The sequence below is a fragment of the Haloarcula litorea genome (assembly GCF_029338195.1).
GTDB classification, from domain to species: Archaea; Halobacteriota; Halobacteria; order Halobacteriales; family Haloarculaceae; genus Haloarcula; species Haloarcula litorea.
In genome coordinates, this window is the sequence record NZ_CP119779.1 from 423,822 (window position 1) to 450,794 (window position 26,973).

Annotated in this window: 29 protein-coding genes; 15 read left to right on the top strand and 14 right to left on the bottom strand. The window is 72.1% G+C overall.

From position 1 onward, the window contains the following. Window positions 1-29 precede the first annotated feature (29 nt). From P0592_RS02310 to thrC, 4 genes are read left to right on the top strand one after another with little or no spacing between them, the layout of a single operon-like run. Window positions 30-707: a hypothetical protein gene (locus tag P0592_RS02310; RefSeq protein WP_276272652.1), complete on the top strand. Its 678-nt coding sequence runs from the start codon at window positions 30-32 to the stop codon at window positions 705-707. Between the two features lie 32 nt (window positions 708-739). Further along, window positions 740-1,507, top strand: a complete 768-nt coding sequence (locus tag P0592_RS02315) for a Nif3-like dinuclear metal center hexameric protein (RefSeq protein WP_276272653.1) — start codon at window positions 740-742, stop codon at window positions 1,505-1,507. Next, entirely contained in the window at window positions 1,507-2,082 is a 576-nt protein-coding gene (locus P0592_RS02320; protein WP_276272654.1) for a SprT-like domain-containing protein, read from the top strand. Before P0592_RS02315 ends, P0592_RS02320 begins: the two co-directional genes overlap by 1 nt. Before the next feature lie 40 nt (window positions 2,083-2,122). Further along, window positions 2,123-3,313, top strand: coding sequence for a threonine synthase (gene thrC, locus P0592_RS02325; protein ID WP_276272655.1), 1,191 nt, complete (start codon window positions 2,123-2,125; stop codon window positions 3,311-3,313). Between the two features lies 1 nt (window position 3,314). On the opposite strand, the gene P0592_RS02330 is transcribed toward thrC, so the two are convergent. The 4 genes from P0592_RS02330 to P0592_RS02345 are packed head-to-tail and all read right to left on the bottom strand — an operon-like array spanning window position 3,315 to window position 7,845. After that, window positions 3,315-4,388: an SDR family oxidoreductase gene (locus P0592_RS02330; protein WP_276272656.1), complete on the bottom strand. Its 1,074-nt coding sequence runs from the start codon at window positions 4,386-4,388 to the stop codon at window positions 3,315-3,317. After that, a complete protein-coding gene (locus P0592_RS02335) occupies window positions 4,388-5,962 on the bottom strand; it encodes a succinic semialdehyde dehydrogenase (protein WP_276272657.1) in 1,575 nt (524 codons plus the stop codon). The genes P0592_RS02330 and P0592_RS02335 overlap by 1 nt, the downstream gene beginning before the upstream one ends. A gap of 48 nt (window positions 5,963-6,010) precedes the next feature. Beyond that, entirely contained in the window at window positions 6,011-6,646 is a 636-nt protein-coding gene (locus P0592_RS02340; protein ID WP_276272658.1) for a class I SAM-dependent methyltransferase, read from the bottom strand. A gap of 56 nt (window positions 6,647-6,702) precedes the next feature. Further along, window positions 6,703-7,845 (bottom strand): sensor histidine kinase, encoded by a 1,143-nt coding sequence (locus tag P0592_RS02345; RefSeq protein WP_276272659.1) that lies wholly within the window; start codon window positions 7,843-7,845, stop codon window positions 6,703-6,705. A gap of 116 nt (window positions 7,846-7,961) precedes the next feature. Between P0592_RS02345 and P0592_RS02350 the strand changes: the two genes are divergently transcribed. From P0592_RS02350 to P0592_RS02365, 4 genes are all read left to right on the top strand, one after another. Beyond that, window positions 7,962-8,966 carry a deoxyhypusine synthase gene (locus P0592_RS02350; RefSeq protein ID WP_276272660.1) on the top strand — a complete coding sequence of 335 codons (1,005 nt, stop codon included), beginning with the start codon at window positions 7,962-7,964 and terminating at the stop codon, window positions 8,964-8,966. A gap of 68 nt (window positions 8,967-9,034) precedes the next feature. Beyond that, a complete protein-coding gene (locus tag P0592_RS02355; protein WP_276272661.1) occupies window positions 9,035-9,538 on the top strand; it encodes a GNAT family N-acetyltransferase in 504 nt (167 codons plus the stop codon). 82 nt (window positions 9,539-9,620) lie between these two features. Further along, a complete protein-coding gene (locus tag P0592_RS02360) occupies window positions 9,621-10,808 on the top strand; it encodes a redox-regulated ATPase YchF (protein WP_276272662.1) in 1,188 nt (395 codons plus the stop codon). Between the two features lie 124 nt (window positions 10,809-10,932). After that, window positions 10,933-12,576 carry a methyl-accepting chemotaxis protein gene (locus P0592_RS02365; protein WP_276272663.1) on the top strand — a complete coding sequence of 548 codons (1,644 nt, stop codon included), beginning with the start codon at window positions 10,933-10,935 and terminating at the stop codon, window positions 12,574-12,576. Here P0592_RS02365 and P0592_RS02370 read toward each other — a convergent pair whose 3' ends face one another. Together P0592_RS02370 and P0592_RS02375 are read right to left on the bottom strand one after the other, a co-directional pair. Next, on the bottom strand, window positions 12,577-13,122 hold the full coding sequence (locus P0592_RS02370; RefSeq protein ID WP_276273904.1) for a hypothetical protein: 546 nt from the start codon (window positions 13,120-13,122) through the stop codon (window positions 12,577-12,579). A gap of 92 nt (window positions 13,123-13,214) precedes the next feature. Further along, window positions 13,215-13,868: a DsbA family protein gene (locus P0592_RS02375; RefSeq protein WP_276272664.1), complete on the bottom strand. Its 654-nt coding sequence runs from the start codon at window positions 13,866-13,868 to the stop codon at window positions 13,215-13,217. 359 nt (window positions 13,869-14,227) lie between these two features. Here P0592_RS02375 and P0592_RS02380 point away from each other — a divergent pair, with 359 nt between their 5' ends. Both P0592_RS02380 and P0592_RS02385 read left to right on the top strand, forming a co-directional pair. Further along, window positions 14,228-15,184: a nucleoside hydrolase gene (locus tag P0592_RS02380; RefSeq protein WP_276272665.1), complete on the top strand. Its 957-nt coding sequence runs from the start codon at window positions 14,228-14,230 to the stop codon at window positions 15,182-15,184. A gap of 106 nt (window positions 15,185-15,290) precedes the next feature. Continuing rightward, on the top strand, window positions 15,291-16,409 hold the full coding sequence (locus P0592_RS02385) for an AI-2E family transporter (protein ID WP_276272666.1): 1,119 nt from the start codon (window positions 15,291-15,293) through the stop codon (window positions 16,407-16,409). A 5-nt stretch (window positions 16,410-16,414) separates the two neighbouring features. On the opposite strand, the gene P0592_RS02390 is transcribed toward P0592_RS02385, so the two are convergent. Next, window positions 16,415-16,609, bottom strand: a complete 195-nt coding sequence (locus tag P0592_RS02390) for a hypothetical protein (RefSeq protein WP_276272667.1) — start codon at window positions 16,607-16,609, stop codon at window positions 16,415-16,417. Window positions 16,610-16,707: 98 nt separating this feature from the next. Here P0592_RS02390 and P0592_RS02395 point away from each other — a divergent pair, with 98 nt between their 5' ends. After that, window positions 16,708-17,865 (top strand): hypothetical protein, encoded by a 1,158-nt coding sequence (locus P0592_RS02395; RefSeq protein ID WP_276272668.1) that lies wholly within the window; start codon window positions 16,708-16,710, stop codon window positions 17,863-17,865. Here P0592_RS02395 and P0592_RS02400 read toward each other — a convergent pair. The 4 genes from P0592_RS02400 to P0592_RS02415 all read right to left on the bottom strand — a co-directional run bounded on the left by P0592_RS02400 (window position 17,846) and on the right by P0592_RS02415 (window position 21,133). Further along, the gene (locus P0592_RS02400; protein ID WP_276272669.1) at window positions 17,846-18,226 is read right to left on the bottom strand and encodes a hypothetical protein; all 381 of its coding nucleotides are present in this window, start codon (window positions 18,224-18,226) and stop codon (window positions 17,846-17,848) included. The genes P0592_RS02395 and P0592_RS02400 overlap by 20 nt on opposite strands. Window positions 18,227-18,369: 143 nt before the next feature. Beyond that, a complete protein-coding gene (locus tag P0592_RS02405) occupies window positions 18,370-18,783 on the bottom strand; it encodes a hypothetical protein (protein WP_276272670.1) in 414 nt (137 codons plus the stop codon). Window positions 18,784-18,934: 151 nt separating this feature from the next. Further along, window positions 18,935-19,990 (bottom strand): inorganic phosphate transporter, encoded by a 1,056-nt coding sequence (locus tag P0592_RS02410; RefSeq protein WP_276272671.1) that lies wholly within the window; start codon window positions 19,988-19,990, stop codon window positions 18,935-18,937. A 78-nt stretch (window positions 19,991-20,068) separates the two neighbouring features. Then, window positions 20,069-21,133 (bottom strand): Brp/Blh family beta-carotene 15,15'-dioxygenase, encoded by a 1,065-nt coding sequence (locus P0592_RS02415; protein WP_276272672.1) that lies wholly within the window; start codon window positions 21,131-21,133, stop codon window positions 20,069-20,071. 101 nt (window positions 21,134-21,234) lie between these two features. Between P0592_RS02415 and P0592_RS02420 the strand changes: the two genes are divergently transcribed. From P0592_RS02420 to P0592_RS02430, 3 genes are all read left to right on the top strand, one after another. Continuing rightward, a complete protein-coding gene (locus P0592_RS02420) occupies window positions 21,235-22,755 on the top strand; it encodes a phytoene desaturase family protein (RefSeq protein WP_276272673.1) in 1,521 nt (506 codons plus the stop codon). An 85-nt stretch (window positions 22,756-22,840) separates the two neighbouring features. Further along, window positions 22,841-24,133 (top strand): MFS transporter, encoded by a 1,293-nt coding sequence (locus P0592_RS02425; protein ID WP_276272674.1) that lies wholly within the window; start codon window positions 22,841-22,843, stop codon window positions 24,131-24,133. Window positions 24,134-24,177: 44 nt separating this feature from the next. After that, window positions 24,178-24,333: a hypothetical protein gene (locus P0592_RS02430; RefSeq protein WP_276272675.1), complete on the top strand. Its 156-nt coding sequence runs from the start codon at window positions 24,178-24,180 to the stop codon at window positions 24,331-24,333. Here the strand turns inward: P0592_RS02430 and P0592_RS02435 are convergent, their stop codons facing one another. The 3 genes from P0592_RS02435 to pdhA are packed head-to-tail and all read right to left on the bottom strand — an operon-like array spanning window position 24,334 to window position 26,479. Beyond that, window positions 24,334-24,792, bottom strand: a complete 459-nt coding sequence (locus P0592_RS02435; protein ID WP_276272676.1) for a nucleoside deaminase — start codon at window positions 24,790-24,792, stop codon at window positions 24,334-24,336. It lies immediately after the preceding gene. Next, on the bottom strand, window positions 24,789-25,316 hold the full coding sequence (locus P0592_RS02440) for a TrmB family transcriptional regulator (protein WP_276272677.1): 528 nt from the start codon (window positions 25,314-25,316) through the stop codon (window positions 24,789-24,791). The genes P0592_RS02435 and P0592_RS02440 overlap by 4 nt, the downstream gene beginning before the upstream one ends. Before the next feature lie 56 nt (window positions 25,317-25,372). Continuing rightward, on the bottom strand, window positions 25,373-26,479 hold the full coding sequence (gene pdhA / locus P0592_RS02445) for a pyruvate dehydrogenase (acetyl-transferring) E1 component subunit alpha (protein ID WP_276272678.1): 1,107 nt from the start codon (window positions 26,477-26,479) through the stop codon (window positions 25,373-25,375). An 83-nt stretch (window positions 26,480-26,562) separates the two neighbouring features. Between pdhA and P0592_RS02450 the strand changes: the two genes are divergently transcribed. Continuing rightward, window positions 26,563-26,919 (top strand): DUF5658 family protein, encoded by a 357-nt coding sequence (locus P0592_RS02450; protein WP_276272679.1) that lies wholly within the window; start codon window positions 26,563-26,565, stop codon window positions 26,917-26,919. Window positions 26,920-26,973: the final 54 nt, after the last annotated feature.

The window sequence follows — 26,973 nt, forward strand, 5'->3', positions numbered from 1 at the left end:
TTAATTAGGTGGGGCGAGACCACCGCGGTATGGACCGACTCTCCTCCTGTTACTTCTGTGGCGCAGCCCTGGACGCCTCGCTGTCGGAGTACCCCGTCGTCCCGTCGGACCTCGGGCCGACCGACGACGAGCAACGGACCGTCGTCCTCTGTCCGACCTGCCGGCGGAAGGTCGGGAGCATCGTCGAGCCGATCGTCGCCACCCTGCGGGCCGACGACGCCCCGGCGGCGAACGACGACGACCAGAGCGGACTGATCGACGAGAGCGGCCTCGACCCCCAGCCCGATCCCGACGCCGTCGGCGACGCCAACGAGACGGCGGAGGGGGACCTGCTGGACGGCGGGGACGGCGAGCCGTCCGACGACGGGAGCCTGCTGGGCGGGGACCCCGACGACGAGCGGGCGAGCACGGCGACCGACGCCGGGCGAGCGGGGGCGGACGACGAGCCGGCGGGTGGGTCCGACGACGCGGACGAGGGCCGCACTCAGGCGTCGTCGGACGACGACCCGGCACTGACGCGACTGGAGTACAACAAGGTGATGCGGCTCCTCCAGAACCGTCAGCTCCCCGTCGAGCGGGCCGAGATACGCGACGTCGCCACGAGCGCCTACGAGATCAGCCCCCGCGAGTTCGACGCCGTCATCGACGCCGCCGTCGAGCGCGACCTCATCGCCGAGGACGACGGCCGGCTGGTCCAGCCGGAGTAAGGCCTACCACCCCCGAGACAGAAGGGCGGCGTATGAACGCAGGCGACATCGCCGCCCGACTCGACGACGAGCTCGACGTGGACGCCTACGCCGACCTCGACGCCAGTCCCAACGGGCTGCAGGTCGGCCCCGCCGAACAGCCCGTCGACCACGTCGCCGTCGCCGTCGACGCCGCCGTCGAGACCGTCGACCGCGCGAGCGACGCCGGCGCGGACCTGCTGGTGACCCACCACGGCGTCGTCTGGGGCAGCGTCGAGCGCGTGACCGGCACCACCTACCGCCGGGTCGCGCCGCTGATCGACGACGACCTCGCGCTGTACGTCGCCCACCTCCCGCTGGACGGCCACCAGTCGCTGGGCAACGCCGCCGGCCTCGCGGACCTGCTGGACCTGACCAATCGCGCCCCCTTCGGGGCGATGGGGCCGGAACACGTCGGCCAGCGGGGCACGCTGCCCGAGCCGACGACGCTGTCGGAGTTGACCGGGACGCTGGCGTCGGAGCTCGACACCGGCGACGGGTCGGTCCGGACGCTGGACTTCGGCCCGTCGGTCGTCGAGGACGTCGCCATCGTCACCGGCAGCGGCGTCGACTGGCTGGACGAGGCCGCCGAGGCGGGCGCGGACGTGCTGGTCACCGGCGAGGGGAAACAGCAGGCCTACCACGAGGCCCGCGAGGCCGGCGTCAACGTCGTGCTCGCGGGCCACTACGCCACCGAGACGTTCGGCGTCCGGTCGCTGCAGGCCGAACTCGACGATATGGGGCTGGAGACGACGTACGTCGACTGCCCCACCGGACTCTGATGGCGGACGACGCGACCGCGGAGCCGGCCTACGAGGCGGTGACGAGCGACGCCGACGTCGTTGCGTGGTCCCGGGCCTACTGCCGGCAGGTCCGCCGCGAGTACGGGGTCGCGGTCCGGTTCGACCTCGTCGACTGGACGGTGTCGACCCGGGCCAAGTGCCGGGCCGCCGCCGTCAAGCGGCCGAAGCTCCCCGACGCGACGGTCGGCGAACCCTACGACTGGGACGGCGTCGCGGGCAGCGACGGCCGCCCGCTCCCGTGTACCGTCTCGCTGACCCGCGAGGCCTTCGAGACGTTCGACCGCGCCGAGTGGGCGGCGACGCTGCGCCACGAGCTGATCCACGTCGAGCAGTACCAGCGCGACGGCACCACCGGCCACGGCGCGGCGTTCCGCGAGCGGGCCGCGGAGCTGGACACCGAGGTCCACTGCCCGGCGTTCGCCGAGCCGAAACACGTCCTCGCCTGCGCGGACTGCGGCGGCGTGGTCGCGCGGCGCTACCGGGACTGTCCGCTCGTCGACGAGCGGGACCGCTACCGCTCGGACTGCTGTGGCGCGGGGCTGGAACTGGCGTAGTCTGCGACACCGATACGGGCGGGCGGTCCGAACCGCCGGTATGGACCTGCCGCTGACCTGCTACGACTGCGGTGCGAGCGCGACACTGGCCGAGGGAGCGCGCTGTGACTGCGGGGAGCCGTTCTGGCCCGCGACCGAGCCGTCGGGGTTCGACTGGCCCGCGACTGGCGACCGCTCGCTGTGGCGCTACCGCGACCTGCTGCCCGACGTGACGCCGACCGGGCTGGCCGCGGGCGCGGGCGGGACGCCGCTCGTCCGCGCGCCGCGACTGGACGCGGACGTGGGGGCGACGGTCCACGTGAAGTACGAGGGGGGCAACCCGACCGGGACGTTCAAGGACCGCGGCAGCGCCGTCGGCGTGGCCGCCGCCGAGGCGGCGGGACTGTCGGCCGTCGGCACCGTCTCCCACGGGAATATGGCCCGCTCGATGGCCGCCCACGCCGCCAGCGCCGGCCTGGACTGTCTGGTGCTCGTGCCCGCGGACATCCCGGCTGAGCGGCTCGGTCTCATCGCCCGCCACGACCCGACGATCCTCCGCGTCGAGGGGGACTACGGCGCGCTGTACCGGGAGGCGCTGCGCCTCGGCCGTGACAGGCCGGTCCGGTTCGTCAACTCCGACACCCCGCTGCGGGTGGCCGGCCAGAAGACGACGGCGCTGGAGGTCGTCGAGTCCTTCGCCCCCGACGTCCCCGACGCGGTCGTGCTGCCGGTCTCCAGCGGCGGCCACGCCAGCGGGATCTGGAAGGGGCTGCGCGAACTGCGAGCGGCCGGGCTCGTCGATCGCCTCCCGCGGTGTTACTTCGTCCAGACGGCCGCGTGTGCGCCCGTCGCCGACGCCTGGGAGCGGGGGGCCGACGAGGTGACGCCGGTGACGGCCGGCGAGACGGTGGCGTACTCCATCGCGAACGCCGACCCGCCCAGCGGGACCCGGGTGCTTGCGGCCGCTCGCGACACGGGCGGGGCGGTCCTCGCCGTCGACGACGACGCCGTCCTCGACGCGCGGCGGGCGCTGTCAGAGCGGGCCGGCCTGTTCGTCGAGAGCGCCTGTGCGACCGCGCTGGCCGGTGCGCGGGCGCTCGCGGATCGGGACGAGATCGGACCGTCCGACGACACGGTGCTGGTGGCGACCGGCACCGGCTACACCGAACGCGACCTCGACCCGCCGACGGTCGACGCGCAGACGGTCGGGCTCGGCGATCTGGACGAGGCGATCGCGTCGGTGGTCGCCTGAGTCAGGCCATCGCCGCGTCGTCGACCTCGGGGTGGTCGCGGACGTACTCGACCAGCCGGTCGGCGTAGGCCGCAAACAGCGGGCAGCGGACGCCCGTCCCGGCCAGCGCCCGTCGGGTGTTCGCGTCGGTGTAGGTCGTCGGCTGGGAGAGGTACGGCAGCGCCTCGGGCTCGACCCCCAGCCGGTCGGCCAGCGTCGGGAGGCGGTCGAGGAGGCGATAGGAGAGTCCGGCGGTCCCGGGCACCGGGAGGGCACGGCGGTCGGCGGCCCGGCCGAGCGTCCGGACGAGCGCGGCGATCGTCGGCGGGTGTGGGTTACAGAGCTGGTACACCTCGCCGACTGTGTCCGGCCGCCCCGACAGCTCGGCGAGAGCGTCGACCACGAAGTCCCGCGGCACGACGTTCAGGGTCGTCGTCGGGTCCAGCGGGGCCGGCGCGAGCGCGAGCCGGGGCTGCCGGCGCAGCAGCGAGAGGAGGTAGTACGGGCCGTCGTACTTGGCGGTCTCGCCGGTCGTGCTGTCGCCGACGGCGATGGCCGGGCGGTAGATCGTGGCGGGCAGCCCGTCGGCCATCCGCTCCCGGACGGCGACCTCGGCGGCGTACTTCGTGCGCTCGTAGTGGTTGTGGAACGACTGGCCGACGTCGAGGTCCGCGTGGGTGAACTCGCCGTCGTACCGGCCGCTGACGTAGCAGGTGCTGACGTGGTGGAATCGCTCAGCGCCGGCGGCCGCGGCGAAGTCGAGGACGTGCTCGGTGCCGTCGACGTTGACCCGCTCGGCGAGGGCGGCGTCGACCCCGAGGTCGTAGACGGCCGCGAGGTGGTAGACGCGCTCGGTCTCGCGGCGCAGGCGGTCGTACTCGGCCAGCCCGAGGTCCGGGTCGGTGATGTCGCCCGCGACCAGCGAGAGGCGGTCCCGGGGGACGCCGGCCGCGGCGGTCAGGTCGCGGGCGCGGCGCTCGGCCCGCTCGCGGTAGCGGGGCTGGACGAGGCAGGTCACGGGGTCGGCCGAGCGGGCCAGCAGCCGCTCGACCAGCGCCGATCCGAGGAAGCCGGGGAAGCCGGTGAGAAAGCGCATCAGAACGGCCCCAGCCGACGGAGCCGGCGCAGCGCCCGGACGCCCAGCGTCGCACCGCGGGCCAGCAGTCGGTTCGGAACCCCCGGAACGGGCACCAGCGGGTGCCCGCGCTGGGTGGCCACGGTCTGGGCCTCGGTGTACTTCAGAATGCCTTCGGCGCTGTGTCGGCGGCCGATCCCGGAGTCGTCGACGCCGCCCATCGGCGCGTCCGTCGACGCCCACATCCCGAGGTAGGCGTCGTTGACCGACACCGACCCGGCGTCGAGCCGGCGGGCCAGGCGCTCCCCCCGCTCGGTGTCGCCGGTCCAGACGCTGGCGTGGAGGCCGTAGTCGGTGTCGTTGGCGCGCTCGACGGCCGCGTCGGCGTCGGCGACGGGCGACACCGAGACGACGGGGCCGAACGTCTCCTCGCAGGCGGCGGTGGCGTCGTCGGGCAGGCCCGTCAGGACCGTCGGCGCGTAGAAGAACGGGCCCACGTCCTCGCGGCGCTCGCCGCCGACCTCGACGGTGGCACCGCGCTCGCGGGCGTCGGCGACGTGGTCCTCGACCGTCTCCAGCTGGTGGCGGCCGACGAGCGACCCCACGTCGGGGCCGTAGGAAAGCGACGCGCCCAGGTCCAGCTTCGCCGTCGCGTCGACGAACCGGTCGACGAACTCGTCGTAGACCGCTTCGTCGACGTAGATTCTCTCGAAGGAGATGCACAGCTGGCCGGCGTTCGCGAAGCTCCCGTGGACGAGCCCGCGGACCGCGGCGTCGAGGTCGGCGTCGGCGAGGACGACCGCGGCGTTTTTCCCGCCCAGCTCCATCGACACGTCGACCAGGTGCTCGCCGGCCAGCGCGGCGACGGTCCGGCCCGTCGCGGTGCTACCGGTGAACGTGAGGAAGTCCACCGACGAGATCAGCGGTTCGCCTAGCGTCGCCCCGCGGCCCGTGACCACCTGCACGAGGTCCTCGGGCACGCCGGCCTCGTGGAGCAGTTCGACGGCCCGCAGGGCGGAGAACGGCGTCGCCTCGGCGGGCTTGAGCACGGCGGCGTTGCCCGCCAGCAGCGCGGGCAGCATGTCGGAGATGGCGAGCGTCAGCGGGTAGTTCCACGGCTCGACGAGGCCGACGACGCCGACCGGGTGGCGGTGTTCGACGGCCCTGGTCAGGCCGGGGAAGCCGCCGTCCCGTCGCTCGGAGGCGACGTGGCCCGGCCCCTCGCGGGCGTAGTAGTCCGCGTTGAGCACCACGTCGAGCAGTTCGACGTGGGCGTCGGCGCGGGCCTTCCCGGCCTCCAGTTGCACGACGTCCAGCAGTTCCGCCCGGTGTGACAGGACCAGGTCCGCGAACTCGCGGAGTATCTCGGCCCGCTCGGCGATCGGTCGATCGGTCCACGCCGCGCGGGCGGCCCGTGCCCGCTCGACTGCGGCCGCCACGTCGGGCGGCTGACACGACGGCACCGACCCCAGTCGCTCGTCGGTGAACGGGCTCCGGACCGCGAGCGGTTCCCGCTCGTCGACACACGTCACCCCCGCCGCGAGGCGCTCCCGTGTCGCCCCGGGGAGGCGCTCGCTCGCCGTCGGCGTACTCATTACCCATCGGTTGGCCGCGAGGTACAACGGCCTTTCGTCACGCTGCTGTCAGGAGTCGGCCAGCGCCGCGGCGAAGAACGTCCAGGGGTCCTCGCCGTCGTCCTCGTCGGCGAGGGAGTCGGCCGCTCCCCACTCCTCGACGATCCGGAACCCGGCGTCGCGCAGCTGCTCGCGGGTGGCCTCGGGGCCGGCGATCTCCCAGGCCATCGCCGTGCCGCTGTCGAGCCAGTCGGGGTTCTCGCCGACCCACTCGCTCGCTCCCTCACAGACCAGCGCGCGACCGCCGGGCCGGAGGACGCGGGCGAACTCGTCGATCACGGTCCCGTGTTCGGCCAGCGGGACGTGGATGAGCGACCAGTAGGCGACGACGGCGTCGAAGGCGTCGTCGGCGAGGGGGAGCCGGGTGAGGTCGCCCTGCGAGAGTGCGGCGTCGGGGGCGTTCTCGGCCGCCCGCCGGAGCTGTTCGCGGGAGAAGTCCAGCCCGACCGCCGTCGCCGACGCCGTGAGTTCCGCCAGCACCGGCGACCCCTGGCCACAGCCAGCGTCGAGGACGCGGGGCTCGGCACCGAGGCCGTCGCGGAACGCCCGGAGGACCGTCATCCCCTCGTCGTCCTCGTCGCGCTCGGCGGCGTAGGCGTCTGCGAGTTCGTCGTACGACCGGCGGACCGCGTCCTTCTCGACCATCGGTCGGTGTATCGGCGATCGCGGGCTTCAGTCTTCCCGTGGTGTGAGTGGCCGTCTCAGGCCGACGAGGACTCGGTGCCGCCGGCGGGGGCCGCCGACGCGTCGGGGCGGGGCAACGCGACCTCGATCGTCGTTCCGGACGCTCCGGTCTCCACGAGGGCGATGCGCCCGTCGTAGCGGTCGACGAGGCGGCCGACGATGACGGTCCCCAGTCGGCTGTCCCTGTCCTGCCGGTCGATCCCGGGGTCGAAGAGGTGTTCCCGGAACTGTTCGGGGACCCCGGGACCGTCGTCGGTGATGCGCACGAGGACGCTGTCGGCCTCGATCCGCATCGTCACAGCGAGCCGGACCGGCGGCGACTCGGCGTGTTGCACCGCGTTCCGGAACAGGTTCGAGAACAGGTGCCCGACCAGGTCGTCGGCACACACCCGGGCGCTCCCCGGGAGGTCGGTCTCGACGGCCAGCTCCTCGTGCCGGCTCGTGAGCCGGGCGAGTTCCTCCTCGACGACGGCGACGAGGTCGACCGGCGACAGCTCCTCTGTCGCCCCGTTGGCACGGATGAGAAAGCGGACGTCGTCGACGACGGCCGCGAGTTCGTCGGCTTCCCGCTCGATGGTGTCGATGTGTTCGTCGTCGGTGCTCTCCGCGAGCGTCGCCTGGCCGCGGATGACCGTCGCGGCGTTCAACACCTCGTGTCGGAGGAGCGCGTTGAGGTACTCCAGCAGTTCCTGGCGGTCCTCGGCCTCCTCGGCCCGGACCCGTGCGCGTTCGGCGGCGATCCGTTCCGTGACGTACCGGGCGTTGTAGAAGCCGGCGAGGAACCCGCCGCCGGTTCCGATGGCGAGGCCCCAGCGGAGGAGGCCGAGCCGGGTCAGCCACGTCTCGAACAGCAGCGGGGCGAAGAACGCGAGCAGGACCCCGAAGAGGGCGGCCCCGGCGGCGGTCCACTTCGTGATCCGCTCGTAGCGCCGGGCCGGGACGGCCGTCTCCGGCAGTCGGTATCCGCCGGCGACGACGACCACCGAGAAGGGGAGGCTGGTCGCCATCCCGGCCAGGAACAGGACCGACAGCGGCGGCGGGCCGAACGCGCGGTACGCACCCTCGGCGATCCCCGCGCCCAGCAGGAGCGCGCCGGTGACGGTCAGGACGAGCGGCAGCCGTCGGTAGTCGCCGTCGCTCGCGTTCCAGATCGGTCCCACGTTCTTCGGCGTTTCGTCACGAGCGTGATAAACCGACCGGTCGGGTCGGCGAGCGATACGGCACGCCCCGACCGGAACCACGTCGTTCAAGCCCTGGGGCCGTCCACTGACGGGTGATGACCGACCACGAGGACCGCGAGCGGTTCCGTCACGACCCAATCGGCCACGCGGAGGCCCGGGCGGGGATGACCGTCGGCGAACTGGCCGAGAGCTACGGCGAGGCGGGGATCGGAGCAAGCGACCTCCACGAGGCCGTCGACGTCTACGCGGCGATGCTCGACGACGACGTGACCACGTTCCTCGGCCTCGCGGGCGCGATGGTGCCGACGGGGATGCGGGCCGTCGTCAGCGAACTGATCCGGGACGGCCACGTCGACGCGCTGGTGACAACCGGGGCCAACTGCACCCACGACACCATCGAGGCCATCGGCGGCAAACACCACCACGGCGAGGTCACGCCCGAGGGGACCACCGAACGCGAGCACGACGAGACGCTGCGGGACGAGGGCGTCGACCGCATCTACAACGTCTACCTCCCCCAGGAGCACTTCGCGCTGTTCGAGGGCCACCTCCGCGAGGAGGTCTTCGGGGAGCTGGAGGCGGAGAGTCCGGTCTCCATCCGGCGACTCACCGAGGAACTCGGCCGGGCCAACGCCGCGGTCAACGAGCGCGAGGGGGTCGCCGAGGACGCCGGGGTGCTGGCCGCCGCCTACGAGCACGACGTCCCGGTGTACTGCCCCGCCTTCCAGGACTCCGTGCTGGGCCTGCAGGCGTGGATGTACTCCCAGACCAGCGAGTTCACCGTCGACGCGCTGGCGGACATGACCCACATCACCGACGTCGCCTACGAGGCCGACAGCGCCGGCGCGCTGGTCGTCGGCGGCGGCGTCCCCAAGAACTACGTCCTCCAGACGATGCTCGTCTCGCCGGACGCCTACGACTACGCCGTCCAGCTGACGATGGACCCCTCGAACACGGGGGGGCTGTCGGGGGCGACGCTGGACGAGGCCCGCTCGTGGGGGAAACTGGAGAAGGACGCCCGCAACGTCTCGGTGTACGCCGACGCGACCATCACGCTCCCGCTGGTGGTCGCCGCCGCCCGCGAGCGCGTCGGGGAGTAGTCCCGCGGTGTCGGTCGGCCCGGGACGCGGACCGTAGTTCTTTGCCGGTCGGTGCCATACGGTCACGCATGTCGTATCAGACCGACGTCCGGCCCGCGACAGCGACCGACGTGCCCGACATCCAGCGAGTCGCCCGCGCGACGTGGCACGCCGTCTACGACGACATCCTCGGCTCCGAGGCGGTCAACGCGATGCTTGACGAAGGGTACGCCGCCGACCGCATCGAGGGGATGGTCGACATCGACGACATCGGGCTGTTCGTCGCCACCGCGGACGGCGAGGTGGTGGGGTACGGGAGCTGCGGGATGACGGACCTGGCCGGCATCGGCGACCTCGACATCTACGTCCACCCGGACTACTGGGGGGAGGGGTTCGGCCGGCGGCTGCTGGAGCGGGAGAAAGGGCACCTCCGGAGCCTCTCCGTCCGGACGGTGCGAGACGAGGTGCTCGTCGACAACGAGGTCGGGAACGGCTTCTACCGGAACCACTTCGAGCACGCCGGCGAGCGGACCGTCGAGTTCGGCGGGGCCGAGCGGCGGGCCAACGTCTACGAGCTGTCGCTGGTGGAGTAGACCGCGGACCGCGTTTGCCACTCACACACGCTCGCGGTCCGTTTGACAACGCTTTAGCCCCGCGTTCGTCTCCCCGTGAGTAATGAGCTACAAGATCGGACTCGTCGGCAAGCCCTCCGTCGGCAAGTCCACGCTGTTCAACGCGGCGACGATGAACGACGTGCCGGAGGGCGCGTACCCGTTCACGACCATCGACCCGTCGATGGGCGAGGCCTACGTCCGCGTCGACTGCGCGGCCCCGGAGTTCGAACACGCCTGTACGCCCAACCACGGCTACTGCGAGGACGGCGTCCGGTTCGTCCCGACGAAACTGGTCGACGTGGCCGGGCTGGTCCCGGGTGCCCACGAGGGCAAGGGCCTCGGGAACCAGTTCCTCACGGACCTCAACGAGGCCGACGTGCTGATCCACGTCGTCGACTTCACCGGCGAGACCGACCTGGAGGGCGAACCCACCGAGGACCACGACCCCCGCGAGGACATCGACTTCCTCGAGGACGAACTCGACATGTGGTACCTCGACATCCTGGAGAAGGGGATCGAGCGGTACCACTCGGGCTACCACGGCGAGGAGAAGGCCGTCGAGGCGGACCTCGCCGAGCAGATGTCGGCGTTCGAGATCAGCGCCGAGGAGATCAAGCAGGTCGTCCTCGCGCTCGACCTCGAACTGGACCCGGACACGTGGGACGAGGGGGACCGCGAGGCGCTGGCCCGCGAGATCCGCATCCGCACCAAGCCGATGGTCGTCGCGGCCAACAAGATGGACACCGCGGCCGCACAGGCTAACTGGGAGACCGTCACCGACGACCCCGACTACGACCACCTGAGGTTCGTCCCCGTCTCGGCCCACGCCGAGAAGGCCCTGAAGAACGGCGACGAACAGGGCGTGCTCGACTACCGGCCCGGCGACGCCGACTTCGACGTGACCGCGGAGCTCCCCGAGGAGAAGGCCGCGGCGCTCGAACAGATCCGCGAGTTCGTCGACGAGTTCGGCGGCACCGGCGTTCAGCGGGCGCTCGAGACGGCGCTGTTCGAGGAACTGGGCGCGATCGCGGTGTTCCCGGGGGCGCGCAAACCACAGGACGACGGCACCTTCCTGCAGGACTGCTTCGTGCTGCCGGACGGCTCGACCGCCGAGGACTTCGCGTACTTCCTGCACACCGACATCGGCGACGGGTTCCTCCACGCCCACGACGTCCGGTCCGGTCGCCAGGTCGGCGCGGACACGACCCTGGACCACCGCGACGTGGTCGAGATCACGACGACGAACTGATCGTACCGCCGTCGTCGGGCGCTCTCAATCCTGATAGCCGAGGTTCTCGTTTTAAGCACGACGAGGCCAAAGGCCGGGCCGTGACACCGAACGCTCCGGTCCCCGAGTCGAGGGTGGTCGACGGATGAGCACCGGCGAGACCCGCCAGCGTCGGATCGGACGGCTGCTCTACGCCGTCGGCGCGCTCCCGATGGCCGTCGAACCGTACCTCCCGGAGTGGCTCCGCCGGGACTTCGGTCTCCGGCTGTTCCTGCTGGCGCTCGTCTCCGTGGTCGTCGGCCCCGCCGTCGCGGCGACGCTGTTCGACTCGGCGTGGCTCGCCGTCGCCTTCGCCGCGGCGATCGTCCTCGCGACGGGCTTTCTGGGCTACTGCGAGATGTACCGCGCGATCGTCGACATCAGCGACCGCGTCGGTGCCGTCGACGACGGTCGATACGACATCGACTTCGGCACCGACCGCCCGGACGAGATCGGGGAGACCTACCACCGGCTCGAGGAGACGGCGGCCTCGCTGGGCGAGACCGTCGCGGCGGCCGAGTCCGCGCAGGCGGCCGCCGAAGAGGCCCGCGAGGAGGCCGAACGGGCCACCGCCGAGGCAGAGCGCGAGCGCAACGAGCTGGAGGCGCTGTCGAGCCACCTCGAACTGAAGGCCACGCAGTACCGCGACGCGCTCTCGGCGGCGGCCGACGGCGACCTCACGACCCGCGTCGACCCCGAGAGCACGAGCGACGCGATGGCCGACGTGGGCGCGGCGATCAACGAGACGCTGGCCTCGCTCGAAGGCAGCATCGCGAAGGGCCAGCGCGTCTCGACCCGGATCGCGGACGAGAGCGAGCGCGTCGCCGACAGCGGCGAGCAGGTGGGGACCCAGGCCCGGTCGGTCGCCGACTCCGTCGAGGGGATCGCAGACGGGGCCGACCGTCAGCGAACCCAGCTGACCGAGGCCGCCGACGAGCTGAGCGACCTCTCGGCCACCGTCGAGGAGATGGCCTCCTCCGTCACCGAGATCGCCGAGCGAAGCGACACCGCCGCCGACCTCGGCCGTGACGCCCAGCGGTCCTCCTCGGAGGCCCAGAGCGCCGTCGACGCCATCCGCCACCAGTCGATGACCGCCGCGGACGAGGTGGCCGAACTCGACGACATCGCCGAGGACGTGGCCGAGATCCTGTCGGTCATCGACGGGATCGCCGAGGAGACGAACATGCTGGCGCTGAACGCCTCCATCGAGGCCGCCCGCGCCGGCGAGGCCGGCGAGGGGTTCGCCGTCGTCGCCGACGAGATCAAGGGCCTGGCGACCGAGACCCGCGAGGCCACCGGCGACGTCGAGGACCTGATCGAGACGCTCCGGGCGCAGGTCGGCGACAGCGTCGACGCGATGGCGTCGATGGAGGCGGCCGTCGATCGCGGCAGCGACACCATCTCCGAGACCATCACCACGCTGGAGGAGGTCGTCGACGCGACGGTCGCCGTCAACGACAGCATCCAGGAGATCGACCGTGCGACCAACCGACAGGCCGACTCCGCACAGGAGGTGGTCGCGCTCATCGACGAGATCGGCGACATCGCCGAGGAGACCGCAGACGAGGCCGCGTCCGTCGCCGGCACCGCCGAACGGCAGGACGCGATGGTCGGCGAGATGGTCGAGGGCGTCACCGCCTTCGCCGACGACGCCGAGACGATGCGGCGGGAACTGTCGCAGTTCGAGACCGACAGCGTCGGGACCGGCGACCCGGCAACCGCGGCCGAGTCCTCCGCCGCCGACGACTGATCAGGGGTCGACCGGACAGCCGTCGATCTCGCCGCCCCGCATCCCGTCTGCGAGCCAGTGGATCGACAGCCCCAGCACGACGAGCGCGCCGAGCGCGAACTCCAGGCCGTCCAGCGGCAGGAAGAGGAGGCTCGTCGAGACACCCAGCAGCGAGAGGAGACCCAGCAACACGGCCGATCCGCAGGCCGCGCAGCCGGCCCCGAGCGTCCCCAAGACGACCCCCAGCGCGCCGGCACCGCCCTGCCGGACGGCGACGCCGTGTTCCCGGACGTGGTAGGACGCCATCGCCACGTCGACGCCGGTGAGGGCGGCGACGGCGACCAGCAACAGCCCCTGGACCGGGTGGAAGAAGGTGCCGACGAACGGGTACAGTTCGACGAGGACGACCAGCCGGCTCCGGAGCGGCAGGGAGCCGCCGACGACGAGGTCGAGCACGAGCGGGAGCTGCAGCGAGCCCACGAACAGCGTCAGCGAGGCCGCCGCCGCGACGACCGCGAGAGCCGCGTAGGTCGGGACCCCGAGCACCAGCCGCGCGGTCCGTCCCATCAGCCGCCAGTCCGACCGCCGGACCGGCAGTCCGTCGGCGAGCCGTCGCCGGAGGCGTCGTCCGCCCCGGCGCACCCGCCCGCCGACCCCGCTCACTCTGTGACCCCCAGCGCCTCGGCGACGACCTCGTAGCTGACGCTGCCGTTGACCTTCGTCACGTACTCGCCGGCCCGGAACAGGAGGACGACCGGCGTCGTCTCGCCCAGCCCCGCCGCCTCCGCGGCCGAGACGTCCGCCTCGACGGCATCGTCGAACGCACCGTCCCCGACGTCCGCGACGACGGCCGCACCGTCGACGTCGGTGTCGTCGGTCAGGAACGTCTCGGTCCGGTCGAGGACGTTGTCCGCCGTGAACTGGCCCCGCGTCTCGAAGTAGTGCCCCAGCAGGTCCCAGTACGCCCGCTCGCTCCGGGCGAACGTCGCCTCCAGCGCGCGGGAGGCGGGGCCGCCCCACGGGTAGACGACCGGGTAGTGCCGGACGACGTAGGCCCCCAGTCCCGGCTCGGTGAGGTTCGACCGCAGCTTCGGCACCGTGTCCTCGTGGAACGCCGCACAGCGCTGGCAGGACGGGTCCTCGAAGGCCAGGACGACGTGGTTCCCCAGCTCTCCCAGCCGCGGCTGCTCGGCCAGGCCGGTGGCCGCCGGGTGGTCCTCGATCGACGCGGCCATCTCGTCGCTCCCACCACAGCCCGCGAGCCCACCGGCGACGCCCGCACCCACAAGCGACAGCAGCCGTCGTCTGCGCATACGCGGGCGAAGGGGCCCCCGTCGTTTAGCCCTTGTTCTTGATGGCGTCGGCGAGGGACAACCGTCTTGCCGACGGCGGCGGTAGGTGTCGCTGGCCGATGACGACCCGACGTTCCGAGCCGGGGTGACTCCCCGGCGGTGACGAACCCTATGAGTGCCGAGGCCGTCGGTTTTCCGCCGCCTGCGCGGTCGCAACCGGAATCGGTGGACAGTCGCGGTTCGGACCCCGAGAGCCACGCCCGGTCGTCCCGCTGGCCCGGACTCGCGACGGCGGGGCGGATGGCGGATCGCACGAGGAGCGAACCGGCCGGTGCCGAGTTCCCACGGAGAGTTAAGTGCGAGAGCCGCGAGCGTTCACTGTGGCACAGTCACTCATCGTCGACACGGACACCGCGAGCGACGACGCCGTGGCGATCCTGCTGGCCGCGCTCGCAGACACCGTCGAGCTGGCGGCGCTGACCGTCGTCGGCGGGAACGTCGCGTTCGATCGGGAGGTCGAGAACGCGAAGTACACGCTCGAACTCACCGGGCGGGCCGACGCGGTTCCCGTCTACGAGGGAGCCCGCGGACCGTTGCTCAAGTCCCACGAGCACGTCGAACACGTCCACGGCGAGGGCGGGCTGGGCGGCGACCTCAGGCCCGAGACCGGCATCGCGTCGGCGGACGGCCACGGGGCCGACGCGATCGTCGAGGCGGCCCGCGGGGCCCCCGGCGAGGTGAGCCTGGCCTGCATCGGGCCGCTGACGAACGTCGCGATGGCGCTCCAGCGCGAACCGGACCTGGACGAACTGCTGGACGAGGTGTGGGTGATGGGCGGGGCGGCCAACACGCTGGGCAACGACACGCCGGCCGCGGAGTACAACTTCTGGGTCGACCCCGACGCCGCGAAGCTGGTCGTCCGCGAGCTGGACCTGACGCTGGTCGACTGGGGCGTGACGGTCCGGGACGGGACGGTCCCCGGCGACGAGCTCGACCGGCTCGCCGCGCCGGACACGCCGTACGCGGAGTTCTTCGGGGCGGTCACGGCCCACGCCCGATCGTTCGCGCGGGAGCGCCGCGGCGTCGACGCCATCACGATCCCGGACGCGCTGGCCGTCGCCTGCCTGTTGCGACCGGAGATCGTCACCGAGGCGGACACCTACTTCGTCGACGTGGACGAGCGCGAGGGGATGACCCGCGGGTACAGCCTCGTCGACGAACTCGGCATCACCGACGGCGAGCCGCGGACGCGCCTCGTCGAGGCGGTCGACGGCGACGCATTCGTGCGGATGCTCGCCGACGCGCTCGCTCACGGCGACCCGCTGCGGTCGGCGTGAGCGGGGTCAGAACCAGCCCAGCGCCGCCGACCGGCGCGGGTCTCGTCGGCGGCCCGCCCCGTTCGCAACACCGACCCATATCCGGCTGGACGCGAAATGGGGGGGTATGAGCCGAGAGTCGCCGTCGTGGCCGACACGCGACCGCGCCGCGTGGTGGGGGCTTGCCCTCGCCCTGCTGGCGCTGGTCGCGTTCGTCGCGTGGTCGCTCGTGGGGCTGTTCGTCCTCGGCGTCTTCCTCTACTACGCCGCCCGGCCGATCGCGGACCGCATCCGCCCGTATCTGCCGGCTGGCGGGGCGGCCGCGGTCGCGCTGCTGGTGTTCGTGGTGCCGGTGCTGGCGATCGTCGCCGTCCTCGTCGCGGTGGGGCTCCAGGAGCTCTCGACGCTGGACGGCGAGGCGTTCGCGCCCGTGTTGGACCTGCTGGCACCCTACGTCGAGGAGTCCGTCGCCCGCAACCCCCGGGCCTTCTTCCGGTCGCTGCTCCGTGATCCCGACGTCGACCACCTCCGCCGGGTGCTCTCGACGAGTCTGGGCGTCCTCGGCGTCCTGGTGGGCGGGCTGCTCAAGCTGAGTCTGTCGTTCGCGCTGGCCTTCTTCCTCCTCCGGGACCACGGCGACGTGGCCGCCTGGCTCGGCGAGGTGCTGGGCGAGGACTCGGCGGCCCACACCTTCGTCGGCGACGTGGACGCCGACCTGACGACGGTGTACTTCGGGAACGTCCTGACGGTCGTGGCGGTGATGATCGTCGCGACCCTGTTCTACCACGCGTTCAACTTCCTCGCCCCCGCCGGGCTGTCCGTCCCGTTGCCGACGGTGATGGGGATCGCGACGGGCTTTGCGACGTTCGTCCCGATCGTCGTCGGGAAACTGGTGTACGTCCCGGTCGGGCTGTCGCTCGCGGTGCAGGCGGTCGGGCTCGGCGGGTCGCCGTTCGCGTACGTCGTCGGCTACTTCGTCGTCGCCTTCCTCGTCCTCGACACGCTCCCGATGATGGTCCTCCGGCCGTACCTCTCGGGCCAGGAGCTCCACGGCGGCGCGATGATGTTCGCGTACATCCTGGGGACGATCCTCTTCGGCTGGTACGGGCTCTTCCTCGGCCCGCTGTTGCTGGTGGTGCTCCTGCGGTTCGCCAGCGACGTCGTGCCGAGGCTGGTCCGGAGTGAGGCGGTGACGGCCGGCGGTGACGGCGGCGACGCGAGTGCCGACGAGAACGAGGAGGGGTGAGCGGGCTACCGGAGTCGGCGGACGATCCGCAGTGCGAGCGAGACCGCGGTCCCGAGCCCGGGGACCTTCGAGGAGAGCGCGGCGGCACCGACCAGGACGAGCCCGCTCTTGGTGCGTCCGCGCAGGAACGCCACGGCGGCGTCGACCAGCGTGGAGACGATGCTCAGACGGTTCATCGAGTTCGCGTCGACTGTCGACATACGTGACACCACGTCGTCCAGCCGTATGTGTTCACCACCTGTCTGTGCAGGCCGGGCGTGCGAAAGACCTGACCGTCGGGAGGTGCTACGCGGCGTCGATGACCGACTCCGAGGGGGTCCCCGCCTTCGTCCGCCGCTACGCCAAGACGTGGGTCCACGCGCTGGCGACGGCGGCGATGACGGCGTTCGGGACGCTGACCGTCGTCGACAACCGGTTCGCGGCGCTGGCTATCGCGGCGTACGTCCTCCCGCCGGTCGCGCTGTACCTCCGCGGGCGCGACGGATCGAGGACGAGTGGACGTGACGGCCCGGCGACCGCGGCCGGCGAGCGGGCCGACAGCGAGGGCGGCGACCGAGCGGGCGGCGACGCCGCCGAACCGCGGGAGCGGGCCGCGTGGACGGCGGCGACGGTGCCGACGACGGCCACGCTCCACGACGCCGCGGTCGGCGCGTCGGGCGCGTACGCCGTCGGCGAGGGCGGTGTGGTCCTCGCGGACGACGGGGACGGCTGGACGGTCGCGCTCCCGGACGGTCCCTCGGCCGACGGTGCGTCGCTCCGTGCGGCCGACGCGGCCGGGGACGCCGTCTGGGTGGCCGGCGACGGGGGCGCGCTGGGTCGCCTGGCGGGAGCGACCGGTCGCCACACCGACCACTCGGCTCCGGCGGGCGACACCACGAACCTCGTCGCCGTCGCCGCGACCGAGACGGGCGACGGCGAGACGGTCCTCGTCGCCGACGGCGGCGGCCGGGTCCGCCGTGGCGTCTTCCGGGCGGGCGAACTGGCGTGGGACGACCCCTCGACGCCCGGAAGCGGCGCGAGCGTCGCCGGCCTGACCCTCGCCGGCGAGGCGGGCTACCTCTGTGACACCGCGGGGGCCGTCTTCGAGACGACCGACGGGGGTCGGTCGTTCGTCCGGGTCGGCATCGAGGGCGTCGAGGGGACGCCGAGCGACGTGGGCGGGGCGGGTGTCGTCGCCACCGACGCCGGGGTCTGCTACCGGCACGACGGCGGCGGATGGACCCCCGACCGGCTCGGCGAGGCCGCGCTGACCGGGGTCGAGACGGGTGGGGACCGATGGCTCGCGGCGGCGGCCGACGGCGCGGTCTTCGAGCGCGACGGTGGCGGCTGGACGCGGACAGTGACCCCCGCCAGCGGACTGGCCGGGATCGCGGCCGGCGGCGAGCGAGCGCTGGCGGTCGGGGAGTCCGGGACCGTCGTCGAGCGCGGCTCGACGGTCACTCCGCCCCGTTCGTGACCTGCTCGCGTGCGGCGAGTTCCTCGATGCGGCCGTCGACCTCCTCCCGCAGCTCGCCGACCTCCGCCTCGATACGCTCGTCGACCCGTTCGTCGACGCGCTCGTCCACCCGGTCGTCCACGGCGGCGTCGAGGGTCGCGTCCACCTGGGACTCGACCGTCTCCTCGAGGACCCGCTCGTAGCGCGACATCTTCTCCCAGACCCGCAGGAGGTAGCCCGCGACCAGCCCGCCCTCGAAGGCGGCGATCCGCGGGTCGAAGCTGAACCCGAGGTAGGCGAACCCGGCGATGAACAGTGCTCCGTAGAGTAGTTCGACGTAGAACTGCGTCTGCTTGCCTCCGAATCGTTCGGGCAGCGACATCGTGTCCCGCCCCTAGCCGGGACGCGGCGGTAAGTCCGGGCCACGCAGACGCCGGGCGCTCGGCGCGACGCCCGACTGCGTGGGGGCGCGGGAGGGCGGACCCGGCGGCGCGTGGGGCCGACGGACGCACCGCGGCGACCCGCTCACTGGCCGTTCTCGACCGCGTCGCGCTCGGCGAGCTCCTCGATCCGGCCGTCGACCTCCTCCCGAAGTTCGCCGACCTGCTGTTCGACGCGGTCGTCGATGCGGTCGTCCACCGCCGCGTCGACCTGCTGTTCGACCTCGGCGGCGACCTCGTCGGACACCTGCCGTTCGACCTCGGTCTCGACCTGCGCCTCCGCGGCCTCCGAGACCGTCTCCTCGATGACGCGCTCGTAGATCGACATCTTCTCCCAGACCCGCAGGAGGTAGCCGACGACCAGTCCGCCCTCGAAGGCGGCGACCCGCGGGTCGAACCGGAACACGAGGTAGGCGAACCCCGCGATGAACAGTGCTCCGTAGAGGAGTTCGACGTAGAACTGCGTCCGTCGCTCGCGGAACGGCGTGAGCAGTGACATCGCAGCGGGTCGTTTGCCGATCGCCGGTGAAAAGTTTGACTTTCCGACAGGTTTGGGAACAGTTCCCACTCGTACGGTTTGTCGCCGCGATGGACCGGGACGCGCCGATCCAGGGGGCGGCGTATCCGGACACAATCTACAACACCCCGTATCACCCCATCACGCCGACCCGCTGGCCGGCCTCGAACGCGAGGAAGGCGACGACGCCGGCGACCGTGGGCGTCATCACCCAGGTGGCGACGACCCGCTTCGTGGTCGACGGGTCGTACAGTTCCAGTTGCTGTGCCGCCCAGGAGGAGCGCTCGGACTCGGTGAGGCCCTCGGGCCGGACCAGCGCGGCCAGGGGGACCCGCCGGCTCGCCCGCCCCCAGCCCAGCCCGATGACACAGCAGGTCAGCGTCACGGCGAGGCTCGCGGGGATCCCGGCCCAGCTGAGGCCCGTGATGATGGTGGCCGCCACGACCTCGACGAACAGCGACGCCTCCAGCGAGAGGTCCGTGATCTCCTCGCCGACCGTCTCCATCGTCCGCGAGCCGAGCGCGAACGCGCCGACGCCGATGGCGACGCTGCCCAGCACGACCCCCGGGAACATCTGTAGCTGTCCGGACCCGACCAGGGGCGCGACGGCGTTGGCGACGTTCGAGGCCCCCGCCGAGAAGGCCATGTAACAGCCGATGCCGACCACCAGCAGTTTCGCGAGCCAGTCTTCCTCGCCCGACTCGAAGTCGAGGCGGTCGACGACCTCGTCGTACAGGTACCGGCCGATGAACGCCGACACCCAGAAGGCGACGATGGGCGAGACGATCCACCACATCACGACGATCCCGACCGTCTCCCAGTCGAGGACGCCCAGCGCCGCGCCCATCCCGGCGACGGCGACGACGGCCGTCTCGCTGGTGCTGACCGACACTTTCAGCACGTTGCCGAGCAGGATGCCCAGCCCGATGAACAGCAGGACACCGACGGAGACGAGCGGCGTGAACGCGCCCGGCGGGACGAACTCCGAGCCGAGCGTCCGAACGACGTTCCGCCCGACGGTGACCCCGCCGACGAAGACGAACACCGACATCAGCGCGGCCGCGGTCCGCATCGAGATGACGCCGCTGCCGGTCGCCGGCCCGAACGCCACGCCGGTGGACGAACCCCCGATGTTCACTCCGACGAAGACGGCGACCGCTACGCCCGCGTAGAACAGTATCGACGACATAGGTTGCGTCGACACCTGCCGCTCGTCGGACAAGAGGTGCACGGTTGCAGACGCCTGGAGACGGTGTGTGATCGAATCTCAGGGGACGTACCAGATCCCCCGGTCCCCGTCCAGTACGGACCCGACGAGGACGTGTGGCAGCGCGACGATGCTGATGAAGACGCTCCAGAACGCGACGGCTCCGGGCAGCAGGGCGGTGCCGGCCAGCGGGTTCGGGACCGCCCAGTAGACGGCCGCCAGCACGCCGAACGTGGCGAGCGCGCCGGCGACCAGCACCCCCCACGCCCGCAGCGCGACCGCGCCGGCGTCGGTCCCGCCCAGCAGGTCCCAGTCGTCGCTGCCGGCGGGGTCGGCCTCGACCGCCTTCGTCCGTGCGACCTGCCGGGCCGAGTACCAGAACGGGAAGTACAGGCCGACCGCGACGAGGACGGGCACCGCGGCGAAGTAGCCCGCCAGCAGCGCCGACTCGCCGGCGTCGACCAGCCACGAGCGCCCGCCGCCACGGACGTACCCGAGCGCGACGTGGGCGACCAGCGCCGCTCCGTAGCCGACGCCGACGACCGCGCGTGTCACGTCGAAGTACTGTGTATACGGCGCGAGCGCGCCGGGTTCGACCAGCCCCACCATCAGCGCGCTGAAGGTGTGGAAGGTGTGGGGCCAGAAGACGATCGGGACGAGCATCACCGCACCGCCCCGGACCGCCGCCGCGAGGAACCGCTGGGGACGGGTCCGGAGGTGGTCGGTGCCGCTGGTCGCGGCGAGCACCTTCACCCCGCCGAGTCCCCCCTTCGCCATCGCGACGACCAGCGCCAGCGAGAGGCCGACGACGGGCGCGACGAACAGGAGTCCCACGAAGGCACCGATCGCCGCGAGGTACGCCGCGACGTAGCGCCAGCGGAACTCCGGCCGCCGCCGCCGGAGGTTCTCGAAGTGCTCGTAGCCGCCGTGGGGGAGGTTCAGCGCGACCATCCCGACGAGGTAGACGACCATCTGGGCGCGGAGCGGGACCGTGACGCCCGCGACCCGGGCCGTCAGGAACCCCACCGCCAGCACCACCAGCGCGCCCCGCGAGAGGGCCAGCGACGGGTGGGCGTCCGAGCGCCGGTGCCATCGGTCGAGCAAGCCCGGTGTGAGCGCGCGCATCGACGGACGCTAGGGACAAACTGACAATAAAGGAACTCCCGAATCCAGCGGACTGGGAACGCGGAGCGGCCCGATAAGGGACCGGTCCGTACGCGTCCCGTATGCCCGACGAGCACCCCACGGACGGGACGGTGACGGTGGTCGGCGGCGGGTTCGGCGGCCTCTCGGCGGCCGCCTACCTCGCCGACGCCGGGGCCGACGTGCGGCTGCTGGAGCAGCACGACCGGGTGGGCGGCCACGCGAACGTCCTCGAACGGGACGGGTTCCGGTTCGACACCGGGCCGTCGTGGTACCTGATGCCCGACGTGTTCGAGCGGTTCTTCGCCCACTTCGACCGCGAGCCCGGCGACTACTACGACCTCGAACGGCTGGACCCGCAGTACCGGGTGTTCTGGAAGGACGGCGACAGCGTGACGATCGAGCCGAACCGCCGGAACGTCCGCGAGGTGTTCGAGTCCTACGAGGACGGGGCCGGCGCGGCGCTGGACCGCTACCTGGCGGCCGCCGAGCGGAACTACGACCTCGCGATGGACCGGGTCGTCTACGAGGGCCGGGAGGGGCTGACCGACTACGTCGACACGGACCTCCTGCCGCTTGCGCCCCGCCTGCGCCTGTTCGGGAACATCGACGACTACGTCGCCCGGTACGTCGAGCACCCGAAGCTCCGGCAGCTGCTGGAGTACACGCTGGTCTTTCTCGGCGGGTCGCCCCACAACACGCCGGCGCTGTACAGCATCATGAGCCACGTCGACCTGAACCTGAACGTCTTCTACCCCGAGGGCGGCATCGCCGCCGTCGTGGACGCGCTGGCCGCCCTGGCCCGCGAGCAGGGGGCGGCCATCGAGACCGGCGTGGAGGTCCAGCGCGTCGAGGGCCGAGCGGGGAGTTTCACGCTCCGGACCGACGCCGGGGACCGCGAGAGCGACCTCGTGGTGAGCAACGCCAACCCCGCCCATACAGAGCGGGAGCTGCTCGACGAGTCCGCGCGGGGCCACGACCCCGGCTACTGGGACGACCGGACGTACGCCCCCTCCGCGTTCATGCTGTACCTGGGCGTCGAGGGGGACGTCGCGCCCCTCGAACACCACACGCTCGTCCTCCCGACGGACTGGGACGCCCACTTCGCGTCGATCTTCGAGACGCCGCGCTGGCCCGAGGACCCCGCTTACTACCTCTCTGTGACCTCGCGGACCGACGACACGGTCGCGCCCGAGGGCCACCACGCCGTGGTCGCGCTCGTCCCGATCGCGCCCGGCCTCGACGACGGCCCCGCAGTCCGGGCTCGCTACCGCGAGACGGTGCTCTCGGACCTCGCCGACCACACCGGCGTCGACCTCCGGGACCGCGTCGTCGTCGAGGAGACCGCCTGCGTCAGCGAGTTCGCCGACTACTACGGCGACCCGCGGGGGACGGCGCTGGGGCTCGCGCACACGCTGTTCCAGACCGGGCCGCTCCGGCCCGGCCACCGCGCCGACCTCGACGGCCTCTACTACACCGGGGCCTACACCACGCCCGGCATCGGGATGCCGATGTGTCTCATCAGCGGCGAGCACGCCGCCGACACCGTCCTCGAGGACCACCCCGAGGTCGCCGACGGGACGCTCGCCGCTTCCGACGACTGACGTCGAGTGCGGGGCGCTACCACGCCGGCAACGCCGCCGGAAACCCGGCCACTTTCCCGTCTCCGCGGCCTGCCCCGCACACTGTATGGCTCGCGTCGGCGGTTCGCTCGCGCTACTGCGGGATCGGGAGTTCGCGGCCCTGGCGGGGACCGCGTTCGCCCGCGCGCAGTCGTACTCGACGATCCTCATCGCGCTGGCGCTGTACGCGGAACTGTACGACACCGTCGGCGTCGTCGAGGGCCTGTTCGGCACCGCCTTCGCGCTCGCCCAGTTGCTCGTCGTCCTCCCGCTGGGCCGGCGGCTCGACGTCGGCGACTCCAAGCGCTACCTGCTGGCCGGCTTCGCCGTCAATCTGCTCGTCTTCGCCGGGTTCGTCTTCGTCCAGAACCCCGTCCACATCGTCCTCGTCCGGGTCCTCCAGGGACTGGGTGCGTCGCTGCTGTGGGTCACGGGGTCGACGGTCGTCGGGGAGATCGCGCCCGAGGACCGCCGCGGACAGTGGCTCGGCTCCTACAACCAGTTCGGCTCCATCTCCTCGCTGTTCGGCGACGTGGTCGGGGGCTACCTGCTGTACGCCCACGGCTTCACGCTGACCTACGCGGTCCTGAGCGGGGTGACGCTGGTGGCGTTCGTCCTCGTCTGGCTCTACCTCCGTGACAACCCCGGCGGCCGGAAGGACCCCGCCGAGGCCGGCGGCGTCGAGACGTTCCGGACGCTCCTCCGCCGGCCGATGGTCCGGGCGCTGGTGCTCTTCCGGTTCGCCTTCAGCGTCGGGAAGATGGCCGTCATCATCTTCCTGCCCATCTACGCCAAGACCGCCTTCGGGATCAACGCCTTCGCGATCGGGTGGATCATGGCCGGCGGGAAACTGACGAAGGCGCTCACCCAGGGGTACGTCGGCGACCTGACCGACCGGGTGGGCAACCGCTTCTGGTTCGTCGTCGTCGGCGCGGCGCTGTACGGCCTCGGCACCGCGCTGATCCCGCTGGCCGGCTACCTGGAGGGGACGCTCCCGCTCCTGACGCTGACGGTGGCCGGCAGCCTCTACACCTTCACGGGGCCGTTCCTCGTGCTGTTCGGCGCGTACTCCGTGTTGGGGGTCGCGGACAGCATCCGCCTGCCGGCGAGTATGTCGCTGTTCGTCAGCGAGGGGGAGGGCCACGACGCCGTCGCCTCGTCGCTGTCGCTGCGCTCGATCTCCTGGAAGGTCGGGCAGGTCGCCGGCCCCGTCTTCGTCGGGGCGGTCAAGGAGAGCGTCTCCGCCGAGGTCGCGTTCCTCACCGCCGCGGGCTTCATCGTCGTCGCCACGGGCGTGTTCGCCGTGGCGGCGACGGTGTCGACCGAGCGGGCGGGGCCGGCGGGCGCGCCCGGTGACTGAGTCGGAGCCGAACCTCTTTGTCCGCGCCGGGAGTACGCCGTCGTATGGCCCTGACGGACTACTACGACGAGATCGAACCGGTGACGATGCTGGTCGTCGGCTTCGTCCTGTTCATCATCCCCGAGCCCGCCACCTCCGCGCTGGGGGCCGGCCTGCTGCTGTTGGGCAGCGCGTGGTGGTTCTACGAGTGGAACCGCTGACTACCAGTCGAACGCCTCGTGGACGGCCCGGCCTGCCTCTGGGAGGACCGGCCCGACGACCTCCGTGACGCCGGCGAGGATCGCCGCCGACTGGACCGGCGTGTCGCCGCCGGTGAACGCGCCGATCTCGCGGCCGCTGACGCTGTAGACGACCCGGCCCAGCCCCGCGTGTCGGATGCCGCCGGCGCACATCGGGCACGGCTCCGTGCTCGTGTACAGCACCGTCTCGGCGCGTTCCTCGGGGTCCAGTTCGCGACGTGCCCGCTGTGCGAGGTCCAGTTCCGGGTGGCGGCGCACGTCGTCCTCGGTGACGACGCGGTTCGAGGCCTCCATCACGATCTCGTCGTCGCGGACGAGGACGGAGCCGAACGGTCGGTCCCCCCGGTCGGCCGCCTCGCGGGCCAGTTCGATCGCCCGGCGCATGTGCGTCTCGTGGGCGAAGGCGTCGAAGTCGGTCATTCCGGCGGCTCGACGGGGGCCTCGACCTGTGCCACGTCGACGATCAGCGTGTTGCTCGTGTCGTCGACGGCCTCGACCGTGCCGGCGACGACGAGGTGGTGGTTCGGCGTCGGGCCGGCGGCGACGGCCTGGCCCTCGGTGAAGTCGGCGACGGACTGCTGGAGGTGCAACTGGGCGCGGCAGGCCTCGGGGTGGTGGACCGACTTGAACGTGATCCGGTCGACGGTGACGTCGATGCGCTCGTACTCCCGGGCCAGCGTCACCGTCTCCGTCTCCGCGATGGGGTCGCGGTCGAGGGCGTCGTAGGCCAGCTCCGTCGGGACGTAGCCGCCCTCCGGACCGGAGAGGCTGTCGACCAGTCCCAGCTGGGCCAGGCTCTGCATCTGGTTCTGGACCGTCCCCAGACTGCGGTCGACGTCGTCCGCGACCGTCTGGCCCTTGACGGGGCCGTCGTCCGCACGGTAGCGGTTGACCAGCGCCGTGAGCGTCTGCTCCTGGCTGCTGGTCAGTTCGATCTGGACCATACCGCCCCTACCACGACCGTGGTGAAATGCGTGTGGGTCTGTCCGGACACCGGGAGTCACTCGTCGGTCAGGGCGTCGTCGCCGTGTCGCTCCCGCAGGGCGGTCAGGTACTCGCGTTGCTCGTCGATGCGGTCGGTCGGCTCGGCGTAGACGTCCGCGAACAGGTCCGTCGGGTCGGCGGCGACTTCCTCGGCCCGGTCGACGACGTCGGCGACGTCGTCCTCGATGGCCGCGTTCATCGCGTCCAGCCGCTCGGTGTCGAGCAAGCCGCGGTCCCAGAGGTAGGTACCGAAGCGCGCGAGCGGGTCGCGGTCCCGCCACGCCTCGACCTCGGCCTCGTCGCGGTAGACCTCCGGGTCGTCGGCGGTCGTGTGGGCACCGAAGCGGTACTGGACCAGTTCGAGCAGCGTCGGCCGCGCGGCCTCGCCCGGGTCCAGCGCCCGCTCGCGGGCCGCCTCGGTGGCGACGTAGGTCGCCAGCGGGTCCATCCCGTCGACCTGCACGCCGTCGAACCCGTAGGCGGCGGCCTTCTGTGCGATGGTGTCGCTCGCGGTCTGTCGGTCCCGCGGGACCGAGATCGCCCACTGGTTGTTGTTGCAGACGAACAGGGTCGGCGTGTCGAACACCCCGGCGAAGTTCATCGCCTCGTGGAAGTCCCCCTCCGACGTCGCGCCGTCGCCGAAGTGGACGACGCCGACCCGCTCGTCGCCGCGCTTCTTCGCCGCCCACGACCAGCCGACGGCGTGGGGGAGGTGGCCGCCGATGGAGATGTTCAGCGGGAAGACGTCCACGTCCGCCAGCGCCGCGTTGCCCCGCTCGTGGCCCATCCAGTACAGCAGGTACTCCCACGGGAGGCCCCGCGCCACGAGCGCGCCGTGCTCGCGGTACTGGAAGAAGACGGTGTCGTCGTCGGCCAGCGCGTACGTCGAGCCGATCTGCGCGCCCTCCTGGCCCGCCAGCGGGGCGTACGTACCGAGCCGCCCCTGTCGTTGCAGGCTGACCAGTCGCTCGTCGAACTGCCTGGCGAACCGCATATCGCGGTACATCGAGACGAGCGTCTCGTCGGCGAGGTCCGGCACGAGGTCGGGCGCGACCACCTGGCCGTCGGGGTCGAGCACCTGGAGGCGGTCGTCGGGGGCGCGGTCGAGGAGCGACGCGGGCATCCTGTCGGGTGAGACGGCCCAGGCCGGCAAAAAGGTGTGCGGCGACCCGAGCGCTCTTGCCGGTCCGGTCCCTGGTCCCGTCGATGCCGGTCGTCTCCCGGGACGAGGACGCCGACGCGCTGTTCACGCTGCGCCGGGAGCGGCGGCTGACCCGGACCCACGCGGCGCTGTGGACGGTCATCGTCGCCGCGACGGTGGCCGACGTCCTGCTGACGATGCGCGGGCTGGCGCTGGGCTACCGCGAGGGCAACGCCGTCGTCGGTGCGCTGCTCTCGACGTTCGGGCTCGCGGGGCTGTGGCTCGTGAAGTTCGCCGCGATGGTCTGGCTCGTCGTCGGCTGGGCCGTCCTCTCGGACCGCGACGCGGCCGTCTTCCTCGCGCTGTTCGCCCTCGTCACGCTCGTCGTCGTCGCCCACAACGCCGTGGTGCTCTTCGGCTGAGGGGGCCGGCCGCCGTCCCCGGAGAACACGGGGGTTAAGTACCACTGAGTGTGA